Origin of the sequence: Haliea salexigens DSM 19537, from assembly GCF_000423125.1 — a bacterium.
Taxonomy (GTDB): Bacteria; Pseudomonadota; Gammaproteobacteria; order Pseudomonadales; family Halieaceae; genus Haliea; species Haliea salexigens.
The window spans coordinates 1-20827 of record NZ_AUHJ01000003.1 but is presented as its reverse complement, the minus strand read 5'-3'; the positions used below and the strand labels follow the sequence as shown (position 1 = coordinate 20827).

The following is a 20827-nucleotide window of genomic DNA, read 5'->3' as shown; positions in this document are numbered from 1 at the left end:
GCCTATTAGCTGCGTTCTGGCTGGGCGGTCAATGGCAGCGCTGGTTGAACCACCGGGAGCTCGAGTACCGGCCGGTGGTGGCCCGATGACAACAAGCTCACGGATTGTGATTGTGGGTGGAGGCGCAGGCGGCCTGGAATTGGCGACGCGCCTTGGGCGTGCAGCTCAAAAACTACCGGGTGTATCCATTCTATTGATCGACAAGTATCCGTTTCATATCTGGAAGCCTTTGTTTCATGAAGTGGCTTCGGGGTCTCTCGATGTTGATATGGATGGGGTGGACTATCGTGCTCATGCAGCCAATAACGGATTTGAATTTCAGTTGGGGACACTGCGAGGGTTGGACAGACCCAGCAGGGAAGTGGCGCTCGAAGCAATCTGTGATCAATCGGGCGAAGTGCTGGTGCCCCCCAGATGCGTGAACTACGACATCCTGGTATTGGCAGTGGGTTCTGTCATTAACGATTTTTCGGTGCCCGGTGTTAGAGAGCATTGTTTCACACTTGACGACACTGACCAGGCCAGCCGCCTCCATCAGCGCTTATTCAATGCCTTTCTGAAAGTCAAAGCGTCGGGTGCTGAGGGGCCATTGCGAGTCGCCATTGTTGGAGGTGGTGCCACCGGCGTTGAACTGGCTGCGGAATTGTATAAAACCACTGATGCATTGAAGGTGTACGGATTTAGGTCCGTAAACCGGAACACTTTGGAGGTCAATGTCATCGAGGCATCGGATCGTCTCCTCGGTGTATTGCCGGAGCATATTTCGCAAAAAGCGACCAAGGTATTGTCGAAATTGGGTGCACGGATATTCACCCGTGTCACCGTCAAAGCCGTTGATCATGAGGGGATCCTAGTCGACGATGACACGCGGATACCAGCTGATGTTGTTATCTGGTGTGCGGGAGTGAAATGCCAGAAAGTCTTGGAAAATATCGATGGGCTGACAACTAATAAACTCCACCAGGTAGTGGTAGACCAGAATCTACGCTCAATTGATGACAGCGCCATCTATGCATTGGGTGATTGTGCTGCCTGCACGCTAAGCGATGGAGCTTTAGTGCCGCCACGTGCCCAGACCGCTCACCAAATGGCGAATGCTGTTTGTCGAAATATAGTCAGGCAACTGAAAAATCGTCCGCTTGTTACGTTTGCCTACCAAGACCACGGTTCATTAGTTTCTTTTGCGGACTACAATGCCGTTGGTGTTCTCGCAGGGTTATTTAAAAACGACATATTTGTGGAGGGAGGTATTGCCAAATATCTTTATATATCGCTGTATCGCCTGCACCAAATTGCTTTACACGGTTACGTTAAGACAGCGCTACTGGTACTGGTTGGGCGCATCAATCGACGCTTGCGGCCTGTGTTGAAACTGCACTAGGAAATTTATGTGAACCATGAATTATCAGATTAATGAATGAATACCAAACGCAACTTTCCCATCTGATGTTGTTTGCGCAAAGTATCGGCATCGGCTTTTTGATCGGGCTTGAACGTGAGCGCCACAATAACGCCATTGCCGGTGTGCGCACGTTTACCCTGATTGCGCTTTCCGGCAGTCTGGCCGGCTATATTGCTACACCTGATCAGAATGTGGGGCTGGCCATTGTGCTTGGTCTGTTGGTCGGTCTTTCATTGGTCGTTGCCCAGGCAAAGTCCACATCCGAAGAGTCGGATACGACCACGGTGATGGCCGGGTTGATTGCTTTTGCACTGGGCTACAGTTTGTGGCTTGGCCATCCGTTGTTGCCGTCTGCTTTAGCCATCGCTATCACCGCTATTTTGTATTTCCGCGAGCAATTGCGGCAGGTGCCGCAGCAGTTGACGGATAAGGATATCCGGTCGTTCTTCCAGTTTGCGGCGGTCGCGTTTATTTTGTTGCCCATCCTGCCTGATACCACCTATGGTCCCTATGCGGTGTTTAACCCGTATTAAACCGGTTGGCTGGTGGTGTTGATCAGCGGTATCAGTCTCGCCGGTTACGTAGCGCTACGCTGTCTGGACGGCAAGGCAGGGCTGCTGATTCTCGGCTTGTTTGGTGGCCTGGTTTCCACCACCGCGACGACCCTCGTCTATGCGCGACACAGTAAGAGCCTACGGGGATTTTCCACCGTTGCCAGCACCATCATCCTGCTCTCGCACATTGTCCTGTTCATTCGCGTTGGTATCCTGGTTTCAGTGGTAGAGCCTTCGATGTTGCGGCCCATGTTGCCTTGGTTATTAGGCGGCGGTTTAGTGGGTGGTGTTTATGGGCTTTGGGCTTATCGTCGTGCTGTCAGTGCACAAAAAGCCCTCCCGGATCTGGAGGTCAGAAATCCGGCGGAGCTGAAAACGGCGCTGGGCTTTGCGGCGGCATTCGCTGTGGTATTGCTACTGGTATCGTGGATGAACGACAACTTCGCCGATACCGGTGTTTATGTCGTGGCCTTTATCTCAGGTTTGACGGACCTGGATGCCATTACCATTTCCAATCTTAAATTGGTATCGAGCCAGACACTCAGTTCACCAGTGGCGGTAACCGCCATCGTTATCGCCTTCGTAGCCAACCTGATTTTTAAGTACGCGATTGTCCTGACGGCGGGGGCTAAGACGTTGCGTCTTCCGGTGGCCATGGGCTTTTTAACCTTGTTGATCGGCATCGCGTTGGGTCTCGCTGCGGATCGTTTCTTGTAACCCCTATAACCCTGACGATGGAGAAGATTATGACAACGTTGATAAACGCTCGATGGAAACTCAGACCATTATTCCCCCGCGCTCTGCTGGTTCTGTTATTTACGCTGCCGTGGTTAAGCGGCTGCGGCGTTAACAACATCCCCACCTACGATGAGCAGGCGAAAGCTGCCTGGGCCCAGGTGGAGAATCAGTACCAGCGGCGTGCGGATCTGGTTCCCAATCTAGTCGCCACCGTCAAAGGTTATGCCGCCCATGAACAGGAAACGCTGATAGCGGTGACTGAGGCCCGCGCCAAAGTCGGTTCCATTCAGGCGGGCAAAGATCTACTTGATAATCCACAGAAGCTACAGCAGTTTCAGGCAGCTCAGAGCGAGCTGGGAAGTGCGCTACAGCGTCTTATGGTCGTCGTTGAGCGCTATCCCGATTTGAAAGCCAATCAAAATTTTCTGGCGTTGCAATCCCAGTTGGAAGGCACTGAGAACCGAATCAGCGTCGCCCGTCGCGATTTTATTCAGGCAGTCAACCAATACAACAGGGAGATAAGAACCTTTCCCGGCAGGATCTGGCACTGGATTCTTTACAGTGATATGCCGCTACGGGAAACCTATGAGGCTACGAACCAGAATGCAGAACAGGCGCCCAAGGTAGATTTCAATGACTAGCGTATGGCGAATCAGTACCTGCCTACTGCTGCTCTGGGCCAGTCTGCCGCTCTTCGCGGCGGTCTCCTTCCCCCCGCTCAGCGGTCGGGTGGTCGATCAGGCCGGGTTGCTGGATTCCGGCACGGCACAACAGCTTGAGCAGCAGTTGCAGGCCCACGAGGCCGCGACTGGCAATCAACTGGTGGTGGTTACGCTGAAGGACCTGCAAGGGCTGGCAATCGAGGACTACGGCTACCAGCTGGGACGGGCGTGGGGTATCGGACAGAAAGGTAAGGACAATGGCGCCTTGCTGATCGTGGTGCCAGGTCTTCGCAAGGTACGTATCGAAGTAGGTTATGGGCTGGAAGGTGTGCTGACAGATGCATTGTCCGCCAACATTATACAGGCGGTGATCCTGCCGCAGTTTCGTGATAGCGACTTCGCCCAGGGTATTACCGAAGGTGTGGATGCCATTATTCAGGCCATGGGTGGACAATACCGTTTCAGATCGCCCCAGAATCAATCCAATGAATTGCCACCCTGGTGGGTGATTTTCTTTCTTCCCCTGATCTTTCTACGGCGCTTTGGCATGGGGGGATTTTATGGCCACCATGGTGGCCATTACGGTGGTTCGCGCCGGGGCGGTGGATTCGGCGGCGGTGGCGGTGGTTTTGGTGGCGGCGGCGCCTCGGGAGGTTGGTGATGCAGTATTCAAAACGGTTACAGCAACAGATCAGTCAGGCCATCAGTGACGTCGAACAACTCACCGATGCGGAAGTGGTGTGCGTGCTTGCGCCACGCAGCGATGATTATTATTACATTCCAGCCCTTTGGGCAGCGTTGCTCGCGTTGGTGTCACCTCTGCTGTTGGTATTAACACCCTGGTGGGGACACAGTAGCGCAGTGTCACTGTTGCAGTTGCTGGTCTTCGTCGCGTCCTGGCTGCTATTTCGCTGGCAGCCATTTTTTCAGCGGATTATTCCCCAACCGGTTCGCTACTGGCGCGCTGCCAATATGGCGAGGCGGCAGTTTCTGGAGAACGGTCTGCATCATACGCGGGAAGGGATGGGCCTACTGATTTTTGTGTCAGCGCAGGAACGCTATGTGGAAATCCTTACCGACCGGGGTATCGCCCAAAAAATAGCGGATGAGCAATGGCAGGACATTGTTTCTGCCTTTGTCCAACAGGTAAAGCGCAAGCAAATTGCTGAGGGATTTATTCAGTGCATTCAATCCTGTGGTCGCTTACTGGCAGAGCATTACCCGGCAACGCAAGACAAAAATGAGTTGCCCAACAAGCTGGTGGTATTGCCCGATTGAATCAGTACCACTAACTGAAATTCATACGCAAATAGGGAGAAGAGCCATGAAACGATTTGCAATCAATGGCGCCGGCAGAATCGGCCGGTTAGTTATTCGCGAATACCTGCGGCGCATGCCTGAAAACCTGCAACTGGTTGCGCTTAATGACTTGACCGACTGCGAGACGCTGGCCTATTTGCTGAAATATGACTCGGTCCACGGTCGCCTCGCAGCTCCTGTTGAAACCAGCGGTGATCAGTTGAGCGTGTCCGGTGTGTCCATTCCGATTTATCATCAGCCTGATCCCGGGCAGTTGCCCTGGTCGGATTTGGCGGTGGACTGGGTGCTCGAAGCCACGGGCGTATTCAGAAAGCGCGACGATGCGGCGAAGCACTTGGCGGCGGGGGCGGGAAGGGTGTTAATCAGCGCCCCGTCTGAATCGGCTGATCTAACCATTATCTATGGCGTTAACCAGGGTGCATTTAACCCGGAGCAACACCAGATCATTTCCAGTGGCTCCTGCACCACCAACTCCCTGGTGCCGCCGCTGGCGGTGCTGCTGGAAGCCTGGGGTATTGAGACGGCGTCGGCCACCACCATTCATGCCTACACCTCCTCTCAGGGGCTGGTGGATGTCGCCTCCCGAAAGCGCATTCGCGGTCGCGCGGCGGCCCTCAACCTGGTGCCCACTTCCACCGGTGCGGACAAGGTGGTCGCGGCTGTGCTGCCCGATCTTGCCGGGAAGTTTTCCGCCCTGGCGGTCAGGGCGCCGATAGCTGATGGTGGCTTGACCGATATTACGGTGCGATTGCAACAACCAGTGACGGTTGATGAAGTCAATCAACGCTTGTTGGATGCCTGTGGAAACGCTCTTAAAGGTGTCATGGATTTTACTCTGCAGGAGTGGGTGAGCAGCGATATTATCGGCAACGCCCATTCTGCCATTGTTCACGGGCTATCCACACGACTCATCGGTGACCGAACCATAAAGCTTCAAGTGTGGTACGACAACGAATACGCCTATGCCTGTCGTCTACTGGATTTGTTGGAAACACTGTGAGGAGGGGAAGCATGGACAAAGCATATTTTTCCGAAAACAGTGAATCTGAGATACCTGAAGCAAATAAAGGAAAAGTGAGCAATATCCACCGCAAGCTTTTCTTGCAGGCTTTGAAGTCGCTTCAGTTCGGTTCTCTGTCGCTTACCTGGCCCAATGGACAGACGACATACCATGAAGGGAAAAGTGCCTGTGTGAATGCAGAAATGACTGTATATCACTGGGGTGTGATTGATCGCCTGATCACCCACGGTGACGTGGGTCTGGGAGAGGACTATATGGCGGACAAGTGGTCCACGCCCGATCTGCTGGCGCTCATGCGTTTAGCCGCCGCCAATCTGGCCGTTTTCGACCGGTATTTACAGACCAACCTATGGCTAAAACTACTGTACTGGTGCAAACACCACCTATTCTCCAACACGCTCAAACGTAGCCGTCAAAACGTGCACGAGCACTATGATCTGGGCAACGACTTCTACCGGCTCTGGTTGGATAAGAGCATGACCTATTCCAGCGCTCTCTTTAACGGCGATGCCTCCGTTCCACTGATTGATGCGCAAAAAGCCAAATACCAACGGATCCTTCAGCGATTGGCCCCGGCACCCGGAAGCCACATGCTGGAAATCGGTTGTGGTTGGGGTGGATTTATGGAAGTCGCGGCTGCGAGTGATTGCCATGTTATGGGAGTGACGCTATCGAATGAGCAGGCGCAATTTGCGGTTGAACGACTCTACACTGCCGGACTGGACGCGAATACCGAGGTTAGATTGCAGGATTATCGCGAACTGACGGGATCGTTCGATTACGTGGTATCGATTGGGATGTTTGAACACGTTGGCGAGTCGTATTGGTCCACGTATATGAAGGATGTGCACAACTACCTAAGACCTGCGGGCAAGGCCATGATACAGACGATTACCATCGCAGAAGAGCGGTTTGAGCAGTATAGGGCTGGCAGTGATTTTCTCAGAGAGCATATTTTCCCCGGCGGTATGCTGCCCTCCAGGGAACGCTTTGAAGCGATTGCTGTGGACAGCGGCCTGGTGCTGAATGATGTTTTTGAATTCGGTCTGGATTATGCCATTACGTTGGAACAATGGCTGGCAAACGTTGATAAACACATCCCGGCAATACAGGCGCTAGGCTACAGCGAAAAATTTATACGCAAATGGCGGTTCTACCTGGCCAGTTGTGCTGGCATGTTTCGTGCCGGGGGGATCAATGTGATGCAGGTGGAATTGGGCCGACCGTAGTAGCACGGTTCTGCCTCGGTCGTTGGTAGATAAGGTCTATGCAATTTACGACATAAGTAAAGCGCATGAAGAAAAGACATCTCAAGCGTTCAGCTATCAACGTCACCGGCGATATTACCGCTTGTCTGGTGCTGGACAGGCTATTGTCGAACAAATATGAAATTTACCATAACAGCACGTGAGTTGGAGGATTAAAGATGGAACAAACGATACAACATTCAGGCGCGTGGGCGCTCGCGATCATTATGATCGTGGTGATTTCCTGGTTTTTTTATCGCTATCTGGCACCCAAATCCTGGCATGAATGGGCCAGTGCGGGCGTGGTGCAGGCATTTATTATCGCGCTATACGCTGAAATGTATGGATTCCCATTAACCATATATTTGCTGTCACGGTTCTTTGGCCTTGATCGGTACGATCTGAATGCCAGCCTATGGTCCACCTTATTGGGCATGGGCGAGACGGGCATGATGATTTCGATGATTCTGGGTTATGCGTTGGTGCTACTCGGGATTGGCATTTTTTTCCAGGGCTGGCGACAGGTGCATCGCGCACGTCAACAAAACACGCTGGTGACCGATGGGTTGTACCGTTTTGTCCGGCATCCTCAATACACGGGCCTGTTTATCGCGCTGTTTGGCGAGGGTGTAGTGCACTGGCCCACTCTTTTTTCCGTGGGGCTTTTCCCCGTGATCGTATTTGCCTACTTCATGCTGGCCCGCAAGGAAGAACGCCAGGTGTTGGCGAAATTTGGCGAAACCTATCGCGCCTACCAGCAACGGGTGCCTATGTTTATTCCTCGACGGGAGCAATGGCGAGCGTTTGTCGGCAGTTCCAGTTTGAATTCTGATGATTGAATATTGCGCCGGGTTGAACGTGAGGCCGGACGGACTGGAAAACCAGTGTAACGGCAACGATTGCGCCACATTACCTGTTCATGCTATGGAAACCTTTCAGCTGTTTACCGAGGGCGATGATTTATATGCATCCATGCTTTCGGCGATAGCGGGTGCTAAAGAGAGTATCCGGCTGGAATGCTATATCTTTGCCGATGACGCAGTAGGCAATCGGTTTTGTCAGGCGCTTATTGAACGGGCACAGGCGGGTATCGCGGTAAAGGTGCATATTGATGCGGCGGGCTCGCTGTTCTGGTTTTCGCGCAAGATGCAAAATCACCTGCGTTGTAACGGCGTGAAATTGCGCTGGTTTCACCGCTGGAGCTGGCGCAGGCCCTGGCGCTATAACCGCCGTAATCATCGCAAAATGCTGATTGTGGATGGTCGTGTCGCCTTTCTCGGTGGCTTCAATATACATCAGGAAAATTCCAGGGAGTATTACGGGGATGCGCGCTGGCGTGATACCCATGTGAGTTTTGGCGGTTCACTTGTCGACGTGGCCGCGCAATTGTTTGACGCATTTTGGCAAGGTCGTCTGCGTTGGCAGCCCATGCAAAAGGAAGCGGGCAGCAGACTGCTGCACAATCATACGCTGACCTGTCGCCACCGCTTGCGATGTGTGTACGGCGCGGCATTCGACAAGGCGAAGACGTTTATTTATCTGACCACCCCTTATTTTGTCCCCGATAGTCATACCCTCAGCCAATTGCGTCAGGCCGCTGAGCGTGGCGTGGATGTCAGGCTACTGGTTCCCGGTGAGAGTGACGTGCGTATTGCGCGCTGGGCCGCCCGTCATATTTATGCCTCCTTGCTCGATTCCGGTGTGCGAATTTTTGAGTACCTGCCGCGAATGCTGCACGCAAAAACGGTGGTAGTCGACGACAACTGGTCGATGGTGGGAACGGCCAATCTGGATTACCGCAGTTTATTTATTAACTACGAACTCAATCTGGCAACAGCCGATAGGGGATTGGCCGCCGAACTTAAAGTGCAGTTCCTGCAGGATTTATCGCAGTCGGAAAGCATCGAGTCTCAGGATTGGGAACGGCGCGATGGGGTATCGCGATGGTTGGAGCGGATTGCCATGATGGTTAAACGCTGGCTGTGAACAGGTTGGTGCCAATGATTCCAATACAAACAATATCAATATTGATCGCCGCCTTTCTGTTGATGATCGGCAATGGTTGGGCTGACGCCACCCAATATTCGGAAAGCACCGACGTAAAGCGCATCCTGGATACACGCTGCGTGGTGTGCCATGGCTGTTATGACGCCCCCTGTCAATTAAAACTTGGTGCTTATGAGGGGCTCTTGCGCGGAGCGACCCCTCAAACTGTCTATAACCCCTCCAGATTCTCAGAAGACGTCACCACAAGGCTGTTTATTGACGGCCGGTCCGTCACCGACTGGCGCAAGCTAGGCTTTCACGAGGTGATTACCGCCACCTCAGCTTCGCCCAAAAATACCGACTATCTGGACGACGCGTTATACAGGCTTGTTACACGCAAACCCGAGAATACCTTTCCCTCCGGAGGAAAATTGCCCACGGACTTTCCGTTGGATATCAACCGTGAATTGTCCTGTGCGGCAACAATCGAAGAAGTTGATAATTTTCTTGCCAAACAGCCGATGGCCGCCATGCCCTATGGCATGGCGCCCTTACCGCGCCAGGAACAACTGCAGTTGGAAAACTGGATAAAGCAGGGCTATCCGGATTTTGATCCACCTCTTGATCTGCCATCCAGTGTGATCGCGCAAGTCGACCAGTGGGAGGCATTTTTCAACGAAAAATCACCCCGGCATAAACTGGTTTCCCGCTATTTGTATGAACATTTGTTTCTGGGGCATTTGGCGATTTCCGATAAGGAGCAAACTTATTACTTTCGGTTGATCCGATCATCGACACCGACGGCTATTGCGCCGAATGAAATCGCGGCTCGTCGTCCTAACAGTGACCCTGGGGAAAAGCCGTTTTACTACCGGCTCATTCCTGTCAGGGAAACACTCCTGGATAAAACACATAGCGTTTATCCACTCGATCAGCGTCGTATGGCTCGCTGGAACTCCCTGTTTTTCTACAGTGACTGGAAGGTTTCTGAGTCGGCTGGCTACACCACGAAAAATGCGACCAATCCGTTCTTGACGTTCAGTGCTATTCCCGCCGATGCCCGTTATCGATTTATGCTGGATAACGTCCAATTTTTTGTTGAATCCTTTATCAAAGGTCCGGTCTGTCGCGGGCAGGTCGCGTTGAATGTGATTAACGATTATTTCTTTGTGGCCTTCCTGTCGCCGGAGTATGACTTGTCGGTGGTCGATAACGCCTATCTTTTTAACACAATACCCTTTCTGGATCTTCCGCCGACAAGCGCTGGTCCTCTGGACTTTACCGCGTTGTGGCACGAGGGGCTTCATGCCCACCGACGCTACCTGGAATTCCGTGACAACGCCTATCGATCTCACGAGCTGACCCGGCAGGGCCTACCAATCACAGCCATCTGGAAGGGCGAAAGTCAATCGACGCCGGTGCTCACTGTGTTCAGACATTTCGACAGTGCTTCTGTGTCGGAGGGTTTGATTGGCGAGGATCCCAATACCGTTTGGGTCATTGATTACCCGACACTGGAGCGCATTTACTACGACCTGGTGGTGAACTTCGATGTGTTCGGCAGTGTGTCACACCAAATATTGACTCGCATGTACATGGATTATCTGCGCATGGAAAGCGAGGGATTGTTTCTCTCCTTCCTACCCATTGCCGATAGAGAACCCATTCTTAAACGCTGGTATCGGGGGGCGCTGGCACAGGCCAAGGTATTTTACGGCCATTCCAAGTTGTTGATTGATACCCCGGCAGCCATCCGATATGCCGGTCATGATGTCAAAAGCGAACTGGTCGAGATGATCCGTGATCGATCTTCATTCACGCGGGATAAAGCCGTTCCCATCGGTGATCGCGTGCCCAACGCGCTTAAACCTCTGGATCACCTGTCGGCAAAGCAGTCAGCCTGGATACGCAACCTGCCCGAACTGAGTTATTTGGTGATTCATAACGAAGACGGTGAGATTGAGCAGGTGGTGTCGATGATTATCAATAAGGCTCACGCGAATGTGTCATTTATTTTCGGCGAGGAAGATCGTCGTATACCTGATGAAGATATGTTGATGTTGGTGGACGGGGCTATCGGCAGTTATCCGAATTTTATTTTTTGGGTAGAGCGCAGCGAGCTTGATAAATTTACCAGCCAAGCAAACAAAATCACCGACCCGGTGACTATGGATCGATGGGTCGAGCGTTATGGTGTCCGCAGGACAGACCGCCGAATTTGGTTGATCCTGGATAAGCTTCATCACTATCGAGGCCGTATGGGTGGTGGCGAAGGTCTGCTCGATGTGAGTCGTTATGACAATCTTTGAGACAGCAATGAAACCACGCTACAGGGAATTCAGCTTTGTTTTTTAACCTGACATTGTTTTTAACCGCATCACTGTTGATGGTCGCCTGTGATGGGGTGTCTGAGCGATTTAGGTTGCCGCAGGCGGCGGTGGTTATTGTCGTTGGCGTGCTGCTGGGGCCGGCGGGTTTCAGCCTGATTCGGATTGGTGAGGCTGAGCACGTTCTATCGGAACTGGCGGTTATCCTGATCCTGTTCTCAGCGGGTTACGATATTCAATGGTCACATTTTGCCGCTGCAATCAAGCCGGGAATCCTGGTGGGGTTGGCGGGAATAATCTTAAGTCTGCTGTCGGGATTTGCAGCCGCTTATATCGTATCGCAGGACATTGATGAAGCCCTGTATGTGGGTATCGCGTTGTCAGCCACGAGTATCGGACTCAGTGTCGCCCTGATGCATCATGCTGCGGTGCTTGAGAGCAAGGTGGGCCAAATATTATTGGCGGCAGCGATCGGCGATGACATTTTGGTGTTGTATTTGTTATCTGCCACCCATGCGGGGCTGAGCAGTGACAATGGTCTGGGCCTCATCTTGTTTTCGCTGTTAATGAGTTTGCTCGTCTTGTCCGGACTCAGTGTTCTTCTGTGGCTGTTGAATACCTTGCTGGTGCGCTCATCGCTAAGACGACTAACACTTTTGCGCAGGGTTTTTGCCGTTTTGACGGCGCTGCTGGCTGCATGGGTGACGGCAAGTTTTGAACTCTCACCGGTGGTCGGTGGTTTTGCGGCGGGTGCGGTTGCCGCCGTATTTAAAACGCGATTCGCACAATCAACAAAAGCGGCCAAAACAACGGACAGTGAATTTTTTGCCAGCGTCAGCAGGTTTTTTTCGCCGCTGTTTTTTTTGGCCATCGGTATGCAGATTACGGAGCTCGCTCTGGCGGACGATGAGTTGATTGGGTACGTGCTATTGGTCATCGCGGCGGCGGTTATCGGTAAGTTGCTTGCGCCCTGGGTAATGGGTTCTTTCCTGTCACTGCGTGAACGATGGTTGCTTGGGTTTGCGCTATTGCCTCGGGCAGAGGTTGCGCTGGTTGTTGCCAGTGTAGGGCTTCAACAAGGGCATTTGTCCCACCACGCCATGATCGCGCTGGTACTGATGACGCTGGCGACCGCCATTATCGCCTCCAGTGTCATACCGGTGCTGGCGAATCATCTCGATCCCCGGAGTGAAAACGGTCAATGATGGATATGCAATACACTTACTTCGTCTGGAGTCTTATTCTGTTGCTGATTTGGCTGGTCGTTTTTATTGTGCAAAAGAGCCAGCATGTAAAGATGATGACGATGAGTATCGGGACGGCACCGCTGGGACTGTCTGAACCGCTGTTTTACCCGGACTATTGGTTTCCACCGACCTTGTTTCGTTTGGGCGAAGCCACTGGCTTCGATATCGAAAGCCTCATTTTTTCCTTCGCGGTGGGTGGTTTGGCAAGTAGTCTCTTTGGGGTGTCGGATAAATACGTGCTCAAGCCGCTGGCTGATTGCGAGAAATCCAGCAGGCGTCATCGCTACCATAAATTCTTGCTCAGCTCGCCGGTGTGGCTGTTTCTCGGGCTTGAGGGACTTACCACATGGAATGCCATCTATACCGCCTCGTTGAGTTTGCTGGGAGGTGCAATGACAACGATAGTTTGCCGGCCGGATTTGTTATCGCAGGCAATAAAAGGTGCCATGATGTTTACGGGATTGTATTTTCTGTTTTTTAGCGCCATGGCGGCCTCACATCCGGGTTTTGTGGCGCTGTATTGGAATCATGCCAATATCAGCGGTATACAGGTTGCCGGGATTCCGGTAGAGGAGTTGTTATTTGCCTTTTCCCTTGGCGCAATGTGGAGCGCGTTTTATGAACACCGACACTGGTTGCGTGTAAAAACATCCTAACCCTGGTTATTTTCGATAAGGTAATGTGATGGTTCTGATAATTTTATTTCCTTTTCTACTGGTATTAACCGTGACGGTGCATTATGGGTTTTTGACGCGGTTGATGGCAATATTGGATACCGGATGGGCGCAGTCGATTAAATTGATTGCCATCATTTGCGGATTGTTTGTTGCCCATGTCGTCGAAGTAGTGGTTTATGCCTTTGTTTATTATTTTGCGCATCTTATTCCGGGGTTTGGCGAACTGCCGGGCTCCAGCTTCGAAGACTGGATCAATACCCTGTATTTTTCATTTGTTGCCTACAGCTCGCTGGGTGCCGGCGATTTGTCGGCCTCGGGATGGTTTAAAATTCTCTATGGGCTGGAGGCCATTAACGGACTGGTGCTGATCACCTGGTCGGCCTCTTTTTCGTTGCTGGCGATGAACCGGATGAAATTTTGCCAGCCCTGTTCAGAGAGCGATTCCATAGAGTGAGAATTAGCATGGTGGTCTATGGCACCCTGATACGAGGGCTATTGCCCGACTGAGTTGATGTGCGAACCAAGGAAAAAAAGATGAAAAATCCATCCTGGATCTGGTCGTTAACGGTGATAGTACTGGTTGCCGTTGTTTCTTACGGGCTCTTTTGGCTTACCCAGGGTAAACCGCTACCCGAGGGCTTCGTTTATGGTAACGGGCATATCGAGGGGCGTGATGTAAAGCTTGCCGCTGAACGCGGTGGCCGGGTGCTGCGACATCGCCTGTTGGAAGGCGAAGCGGTCTCTACGGGTGACGTACTTGTCGAGATCGATCCGGTGGATGCCGACGAACAGATCCGTGGTGCCCAGGGCGAACTTGAGTCACTTAAGGAGAACATCGCCGTAATTGACAGTGAACGTGATACCTGGCGCCACCACGCCGCGACTGCAAAGCGCCAATTGGAACGTGTACGCGCCCTGCAGACAAAGAAACTGGGTACGCAGCAGGATGTCGATACGGCAGAAAATGCTGTTAAAGAAGCAATGGGGCGCTTGCAGGCGTTGCAGAAGCAGCGCGACGCGCTCAACGCACAGATGGAAGCCGCTGGTGCTACGTTGGCGTTGGCCGAATCCCAACGCAACAAACTGGAGGTGGCAGCCCCCTTGTCGGGCACGGTGTTGATTCGTGCAGTGGAGACCGGCGAGGTGGTCGCCGCCGGCCAGCCGCTGGCGTTGATTGTCGATCTCAACCGTCTGGAGTTGAAAGTCTATGTCTCCGCCAACCACCTGAACCGCCTGCACCTGGGTGATGAGGCGCGTATTCGCGTCGATGGTGTCGATCGAGAGTTTGTCGCCAATGTCAGCCGTATTGATGATTTTGCTCAATTCACCCCGCGGGATGTACATATGCCGGATGAACGCCAGCGCATGGTTTACGGGGTTACCCTGGCACTGGACAATCCTGATGGCCTGTTGAAACCGGGGATGCCGGCCGATGCCTGGATTCGCTGGGACGCCACCCAACAATGGCCGGCTTCGCTACCGGTTCCGGCAAGTTGATACAACATGCCTGACGCCATTGTTGAACAGCCCCAGGCACTTATCTTACAGACTGAACAACTTTCGCGGCGGTTCGGGGAGACGGTTGCAGTGGGTGATATCAGCTTTGCCGTGCGACGGGGAGAGCGTGTCGGTGTCGTCGGCGCAGACGGTGCCGGGAAAACCACGCTGTTGCAAATGCTGGCGGGCATCCTCGACCCCAGCAGCGGTGACTGTCGGGTGTTTGGCCTTGATACACGCCGCGAGTCCAAAATCATTGCCGCTCGCATCGGCTATATGTCGCAGGGCTTTACCCTCTATGATCGCTTGAGCGTGGATGAAAACCTCGCGTTTTCCGCTCGCATCCGCGACGTACCTCAAGATCAATACCTTGCGCGACGCAACAGCTTGCTACAGATGGCCGGCCTCACGACCTTTACGCAGCGGCCGGCGGGCAAGCTTTCCGGTGGCATGCGCAAAAAGCTCTCCCTTTGTACCAACCTGATTCATGAGCCTGAACTGCTCATTCTGGACGAGCCGGGTCTGGGCGTCGATCCACTGTCGCGTCGCCAGTTATGGGAAATGCTGGATCGTTTTCAGCAGCGGCAAGTCACCAGCGTTATTGCGACTTCCTATATGGATGAGGCCATGCGCTGCGACCGTGTGGTTCTGTTGCGGGAAGGTCAAGTGCTGGCGGATGGGACACCCGGGGCACTGCTGGAACAGCTCAGGGGGCGGGTGTTCAGTGTAACATTTTCGACATCGCCCGAGCCGCTTGACGATGTCTCGGTAAAGCTGCGTCGACTGCAAGGGATGCGCGCCATACAGCGGCTGCCGGATCGTCTGCGCTGCGTCACTGATGCCGACGATTTCAAACAACTAGCCATGCGCGAGCTGCCAGCCAATACCGTGGTTACGCCAGCTGAACCACAGCTTGAAGATCTGTTCGTGCTGGATAGCCGTACGGAGGTTGAAATGGACTGTGTTGAACCACCTGCTATGGGGAATGGTGAACAGGCCAGTAGATTCCCTGTAGCAGCAGCCAAACTTGATGCGGATAAAGATCGCAACGGCGTGCAAACGCAAAACCTCAGTATCCGTTTTGGCGAATTCACCGCCGTCGATCGCATTAATCTGACGATTGAGAGAGGGGAGTTGCTGGCGCTGTTGGGACCCAACGGCGCGGGCAAAACCACGTTGATCCGGGCCATCTGTGGTCTGACGGCAATTGCCGAGGGCGGGGCGGTTGTCGGTGGCGAAGCAGTGAGTTTGAAAAATCGCAATCTGCGACGGCAAATCGGCTATATGTCGCAAAAATTTTCGCTCTATCTGGATATGACGGCGGGGGAGAATCTGGCGTTTTTTGCCAACCTCTACGGATTGTCGGGCAATACCGCGCGTGCCGCCGTGGCATGGGCCAGTGCAGTAACAGGGTTGACGGTGCCTCTTCGGACCATGGTCGGGGATTTGTCCGGCGCCATCCGACAGCGGCTGGCGCTCGCTGGCAGTATTCTGCATCGGCCGGCAGTACTGTTTCTCGATGAACCGACATCCGGTATTGACCCCGCCTCGCGCTACCGCTTTTGGGAGGTCATCCGGGTATTGGCGTCACAAGGCATGACCGTGGCCGTGACCACCCATTATCTTGACGAAGCCGCTTACTGCGATCGATTGGCGCTGATGATGAACGGTCGCCTGATCGCACATGGTAGCCGCGATGCACTCATTGAATCTCTCGCCTTGTCGCCCGATACCGATATGGAAACGCTTTTTCTCACCGCAGTTGCACGGGCCGATAGCGCATCATTGAGCGAAGGTGAGGGATGAACGCGCGTCGCATTGTTGCCTTGCTGCTCAAGGAAACTCGGGAACTGGTGCGGGACCCAGTGACGCTGGCGCTGGCCGTGGTGATGCCGCTGGTCATGCTTTTTTTGTTTGGCTATGCCATCAATATGGATGTTGATGAGCTGGCGTTGGGTCTTTACGATCAGGACAATACGCCTGCCAGTCGTGCGCTGGTGGCGCGCTTTGCTGGTTCTCCCTATTTCGACATCATCGAATACCGTCACAATACTCGCGACCTTGACCGCAGCCTGCAGCAATCCCGTATCCGCGCAGGCATTGTGATTCCTCCCGGTTTTGGCCGGGCGCTGCTAAGGGATCAGCCGGCGCCGGTGCAGGTGATCGTCGATGGCGGCTATCCAATGGTTGCCGGGTTGGGGATGGCGTATATCGACGCCGTCATCGCTTATTTTCCCGCGCCGCGGCCCGAGCCCGTTGAGATGCAGACCCGCGTTTGGTACAACCCGTCCCTGAACAGTATCAACTTTGTCATTCCCGGGTTGTTTGCGGTGATTTTGATGGCTTTTCCGCCGTTGCTGACCACCTTGGCCATCGTCAGGGAAAAAGAAACAGGCACCGTGGAACAGATTTATGCCTCGCCATTGCGCTCCGCTGAGTATGTGTTGGGAAAGCTGCTGCCCTATGCCCTGGTGGCTTTTCTCGAAATCCTGATGGTCATCCTGGTCGGCTTTGTCTGGTTCGAGATTCCTATCGCCGGTAGCCTGCCGTTGTTGTTTGTCGCCTCACTGGTTTATGTGTTTACCACGGTGGGCATCGGGTTGCTGGTTTCGTCCCTGGCGCGAACGCAGCTTGCCGCCATGCTGATTACCCTGATCGTCACCCTGATGCCGTCTTTCCTGTTTTCCGGATTTTTGTTCCCCATTTTTACAATGCCTTACAGCCTGCAGCTCTACAGTCGGTTATTCCCCGCCGGTTATTTTATGGAGGTGTCGCGAGGGATTTTATTAAAAGGGCTGGGTGTTGAGGCAGTGTTGCCCAATCTGCTGCTGTTGATAGGGTACACCCTGGTGGTATTCGTGTTTGCTGTCTGGCGTATGAAGCAGAAGGTGGCCTGATATGTCCATAGCGATGATTGGCCTGCTGCGCAAGGAAGTTATCCAGTTTTTTCGCGATCGAGTGATCCTGGTGTTGATTTTGTGGTTATACACCGTCGAAGCGGTGTTTTGCACCCTCGCGCTTAGCTTTGACGTGGAAGATGTGCCGCTGGCCATTGTTGACCAGGACCGCAGTACTATCAGTCGCGAGTTGGTGCAAAAATTTGCCCTGAGTGAATCCTTTGACCTTCAGTATCAGGAAAGCGCGGTATCGGTTGCGGAAACGCACTTAGCGCACGGCAAGGTGACTGCCATCCTCGTGATACCGCCGGGATTTGAGCGGTCGATTCGTTCCAGTGAGCAGACGACACTACAATTGTTATTGGACGGCACCGATTCCAATATTGCCGCTAACTCGCTGTATAACGCGAGAGGTGTTCTTGCCAGGCTGGTCCGCGAACAACTGCCGTTTGCAGCGAACACCGGTGCAATCGCGGTGACACGCGTCTGGTACAATCCGCAACTGACCACATCGAGCTTCATGGTACTGTCGATGATTGCCCTGGCCGGTATGATGGTGGGCGTCATTCATCCCGCCGCCTCGATTGTGCGTGAGAAGGAACGTGGTACCCTAGAGCAACTGTTAGTTGCGCCGATTTCCACGTTCCAGCTGTTCCTCGCCAAAATTGCCCCGACCATGATCATAGGCCTATTGGCCGTGTTTCCCAGCCTGTTGATTGTGCGTGCCTTTGACGTGCCAATGCGTGGCAGCCTCGCGTTGTTTCTGATCCTTACGGGATTCTTCCGTAACCGTCCGGTAAACCCATCTGTTCGCGCCCCGCAAACTGCGTAAGCTAGGTGCCCACCTAATCTTAAGTGGGCACCTGATATGGATAACGAAGCGTCTCCCCCAAGGATCATCAAGCGGCGCCGTCGCTACTCTGCGGGGTTCAAAAATCGAGTGTTGGCCGAGTGCCAGCAACCGAACACCTCCGTGGCCGAAGTTGCGCTGCGCCATGGCCTCAACCTCAACCTGGTACACAAGTGGCGCCAGTTGATGACTGTCGATGACACCGGAGAGTTTGTGCGGCTACCCATGCCGGCCAAAGACCAATCCAGTCCAAGCCGGAGCGTAGCGCGAGTTCTGCCCACTGTCAGCATCCGGCTGGATACGCCGCGCGGTCCGATCACCGTCGAGTGGCCATTGAGTGAGATTGACCACTCGGTCGCTTGGCTCAAGGCGCTCGTTCAGTGATCAAGATTGACGAGATCTGGCTGTCCCGCGAGCCGCTGGATATGCGCGCCGGACCGGACACGGCGTTGGCACGTGTCATCAACCGCTTTGGCAAAGCACGTCCGCATTGCGCGTATGTCTTTGCCAACAAGCGCGCCAACCGGATGAAGGTGCTGGTGTGTGACGGCTTCGGTATCTGGCTGGCATCGCGCCGGCTGCACCAGGGTCGGTTCGTCTGGAGCCAGCTCCGCACCGGCGATCCATTGTGCATTGATATGCCGCAGTTGCAGGCCCTGGTGGTCGGCTTACCCTGGCAGCATGCCGGCGCTGGGCACTTTATGGACCGACATTAGATAACACCAGAATCCCGCTCGCAGTTCCAGAGAACGATTGCCGATGATTGCTGCTGGCACCGATTTGCTGGTGCTGGCAAAGTGTTCCCATGCAAGCGCCTATCGATCTCAATCAGCTCAACGAGACCGAACTCCGCCAGATGGCGGAGCAAATGCTGGCGCAATTGGGCGAACGCGATGCGCGCCTCGTGGCGCAGGACGCCGAGCTTGCTGCACGTGACGAGGCCATTCGCCGCTACTCTATGCGCGAGGAGCAGCTGACCCACGAGATTGCCCTGCTTAGGCGCCATCGGTTCGGCAAACGCAGCGAAGGCGTCAACCGGCAGCAATACAACCTCCTTGAAGAACTCGTTGACGAAGACACGGCGGCCATTGAACAAGAGCTGGAGCGGCTGGCGGAGAGTCGCCCGCGGCCGGAGCCCAAAACCCGCACACCGAAGCGCCGGCCCTTGCCGCCCCAGCTGCCACGCACCGAGATCCATCATGAACCGGAACACACCACCTGCAACTGTGGCTGCACCCTGACCCGGATTGGCGAGGATGTTAGCGAGAAGCTGGATTATGAACCCGGCAGCTTCTCGGTGGAACGTCACATCCGCGGCAAGTGGGCCTGCCAGCAATGTGAGACCATCACGCAGGCCCCGGTAGCACCGCACGTGATCGACAAGGGCATCCCCACCACGAACCTGCTGGCGCAGGTGCTGATCAGCAAGTATGCGGACCACCTCCCGCTGTACCGTCAGGAACAGATTTACGCCCGGGCCGGCGTTGAACTGCCACGATCCACACTGGCGGACTGGGTGGGGCGCTGTGGCGTGGAACTTACCCCGCTGGTGGAGCACCTGCGGAGCAAGTTGCTTGAGCACGCGGTGCTGCACGCTGACGAGACGCCGGTGCCCATGCTCTCGCCGGGCAAGAAGCGAACACACCAGGCTTACATCTGGGCCTACGCAACCACGCGCTATGCCCCGGTGCAAGGTGTCGTTTACGACTTCCAGCCCTCGCGCTCCGGCAAGGCCTCCAGGGACTTCCTGGCGGACTGGCGCGGTCAGCTGGTCTGCGACGATTACACTGGCTACAAGGCCGGCTTCGCCACGGGCATGACTGAAGTCGGTTGCTGGGCACACGCCCGACGCAAGTTCCACGAGCTGTTGGAGCGGAACCAAAGCCCCATCGCCGAGAAAGCGCTATCGTACATCGGCATGCTCTATGACGTTGAGCGACAGGCCAGCGGCCTGCCGCCAGAGGAGAGGCAGCGGCTGCGCGACACCGAGGCGCGGCCCGTAATAACGCATCTGCGCGAGTGGCTGACGGGCCAGCGATCCCAGCTGACCAACGGCACGCGAACTGCGAAGGCGATCGATTACACGCTTAAACGGTGGACCGCCCTGGTTCGCTACCTGGATGACGGCAATCTGCCTATCGATAACAACTGGGTGGAAAACCAGATCCGGCCCTGGGCCCTTGGCCGAAGTAATTGGCTGTTCGCAGGCTCACTACGCAGTGGCCAGCGTGGTGCCAATGTGATGACCCTGATCCAGTCGGCAAAGATCAACGGTCTGGATCCGCAGGCTTATCTGCGCGACGTCCTGGAGCGCTTGCCGAGCGCCCGGCAGTCAGACCTTGATGAGCTGCTGCCGTATAACTGGACACCTCCGATCAAGGTGTAATCACCGGACGCATACA

General features: G+C 54.3%; 21 protein-coding genes. All 21 read left to right on the top strand.

Features of this window, described 5'->3' with window-relative positions; all coding sequences use genetic code 11:
- Positions 1-31: 31 nt before the first annotated feature.
- Entirely contained in the window at positions 32-1381 is a 1350-nt protein-coding gene (locus G533_RS0104300; protein WP_205622543.1) for an NAD(P)/FAD-dependent oxidoreductase, read from the top strand.
- A 32-nt stretch (positions 1382-1413) separates the two neighbouring features.
- On the top strand, positions 1414-1935 hold the full coding sequence (locus G533_RS23315; RefSeq protein WP_051229968.1) for an MgtC/SapB family protein: 522 nt from the start codon (positions 1414-1416) through the stop codon (positions 1933-1935).
- 12 nt (positions 1936-1947) lie between these two features.
- A complete protein-coding gene (locus tag G533_RS23310) occupies positions 1948-2673 on the top strand; it encodes a DUF4010 domain-containing protein (RefSeq protein ID WP_051229967.1) in 726 nt (241 codons plus the stop codon).
- Between the two features lie 29 nt (positions 2674-2702).
- On the top strand, positions 2703-3335 hold the full coding sequence (locus G533_RS0104290) for a LemA family protein (protein WP_051229966.1): 633 nt from the start codon (positions 2703-2705) through the stop codon (positions 3333-3335).
- Positions 3328-4017 (top strand): TPM domain-containing protein, encoded by a 690-nt coding sequence (locus G533_RS25225; protein WP_027948896.1) that lies wholly within the window; start codon positions 3328-3330, stop codon positions 4015-4017. Before G533_RS0104290 ends, G533_RS25225 begins: the two co-directional genes overlap by 8 nt.
- Positions 4017-4634 carry a TPM domain-containing protein gene (locus tag G533_RS0104280; protein ID WP_027948895.1) on the top strand — a complete coding sequence of 206 codons (618 nt, stop codon included), beginning with the start codon at positions 4017-4019 and terminating at the stop codon, positions 4632-4634. The genes G533_RS25225 and G533_RS0104280 overlap by 1 nt, the downstream gene beginning before the upstream one ends.
- A 46-nt stretch (positions 4635-4680) precedes the next feature.
- Positions 4681-5676: a type I glyceraldehyde-3-phosphate dehydrogenase gene (locus G533_RS0104275; protein ID WP_027948894.1), complete on the top strand. Its 996-nt coding sequence runs from the start codon at positions 4681-4683 to the stop codon at positions 5674-5676.
- Between the two features lie 11 nt (positions 5677-5687).
- Positions 5688-6926 (top strand): SAM-dependent methyltransferase, encoded by a 1239-nt coding sequence (locus G533_RS20485; protein ID WP_051229965.1) that lies wholly within the window; start codon positions 5688-5690, stop codon positions 6924-6926.
- Between the two features lie 197 nt (positions 6927-7123).
- A complete protein-coding gene (locus G533_RS0104265) occupies positions 7124-7783 on the top strand; it encodes a methyltransferase family protein (RefSeq protein ID WP_027948893.1) in 660 nt (219 codons plus the stop codon).
- Positions 7776-8930, top strand: a complete 1155-nt coding sequence (locus G533_RS0104260; RefSeq protein ID WP_205622542.1) for a phospholipase D-like domain-containing protein — start codon at positions 7776-7778, stop codon at positions 8928-8930. The genes G533_RS0104265 and G533_RS0104260 overlap by 8 nt, the downstream gene beginning before the upstream one ends.
- 14 nt (positions 8931-8944) lie before the next feature.
- Positions 8945-11239 (top strand): fatty acid cis/trans isomerase, encoded by a 2295-nt coding sequence (locus G533_RS20480; protein ID WP_084638795.1) that lies wholly within the window; start codon positions 8945-8947, stop codon positions 11237-11239.
- A 35-nt stretch (positions 11240-11274) separates the two neighbouring features.
- A complete protein-coding gene (locus tag G533_RS0104250) occupies positions 11275-12462 on the top strand; it encodes a cation:proton antiporter (protein WP_027948891.1) in 1188 nt (395 codons plus the stop codon).
- Positions 12459-13160: a lycopene cyclase domain-containing protein gene (locus G533_RS0104245; protein WP_027948890.1), complete on the top strand. Its 702-nt coding sequence runs from the start codon at positions 12459-12461 to the stop codon at positions 13158-13160. The genes G533_RS0104250 and G533_RS0104245 overlap by 4 nt, the downstream gene beginning before the upstream one ends.
- Positions 13161-13230: 70 nt before the next feature.
- Positions 13231-13635: an ion channel gene (locus G533_RS0104240; protein WP_240472366.1), complete on the top strand. Its 405-nt coding sequence runs from the start codon at positions 13231-13233 to the stop codon at positions 13633-13635.
- 80 nt (positions 13636-13715) lie between these two features.
- Positions 13716-14678, top strand: coding sequence for an HlyD family secretion protein (locus G533_RS0104235; RefSeq protein WP_027948888.1), 963 nt, complete (start codon positions 13716-13718; stop codon positions 14676-14678).
- Positions 14679-14684: 6 nt separating this feature from the next.
- Positions 14685-16484, top strand: coding sequence for an ATP-binding cassette domain-containing protein (locus G533_RS0104230; protein WP_051229962.1), 1800 nt, complete (start codon positions 14685-14687; stop codon positions 16482-16484).
- Positions 16481-17575 carry an ABC transporter permease gene (locus G533_RS0104225; RefSeq protein ID WP_027948886.1) on the top strand — a complete coding sequence of 365 codons (1095 nt, stop codon included), beginning with the start codon at positions 16481-16483 and terminating at the stop codon, positions 17573-17575. Before G533_RS0104230 ends, G533_RS0104225 begins: the two co-directional genes overlap by 4 nt.
- Position 17576: 1 nt before the next feature.
- Positions 17577-18407, top strand: coding sequence for an ABC transporter permease (locus G533_RS20475; RefSeq protein ID WP_051229961.1), 831 nt, complete (start codon positions 17577-17579; stop codon positions 18405-18407).
- A 36-nt stretch (positions 18408-18443) separates the two neighbouring features.
- The gene (gene tnpA, locus G533_RS0104215) at positions 18444-18809 is read left to right on the top strand and encodes an IS66-like element accessory protein TnpA (protein ID WP_035526448.1); all 366 of its coding nucleotides are present in this window, start codon (positions 18444-18446) and stop codon (positions 18807-18809) included.
- A complete protein-coding gene (gene tnpB / locus G533_RS0104210; protein WP_027948884.1) occupies positions 18806-19141 on the top strand; it encodes an IS66 family insertion sequence element accessory protein TnpB in 336 nt (111 codons plus the stop codon). Before tnpA ends, tnpB begins: the two co-directional genes overlap by 4 nt.
- Positions 19142-19230: 89 nt before the next feature.
- Positions 19231-20811: an IS66 family transposase gene (gene tnpC / locus G533_RS0104205; RefSeq protein ID WP_027948883.1), complete on the top strand. Its 1581-nt coding sequence runs from the start codon at positions 19231-19233 to the stop codon at positions 20809-20811.
- Positions 20812-20827: the final 16 nt, after the last annotated feature.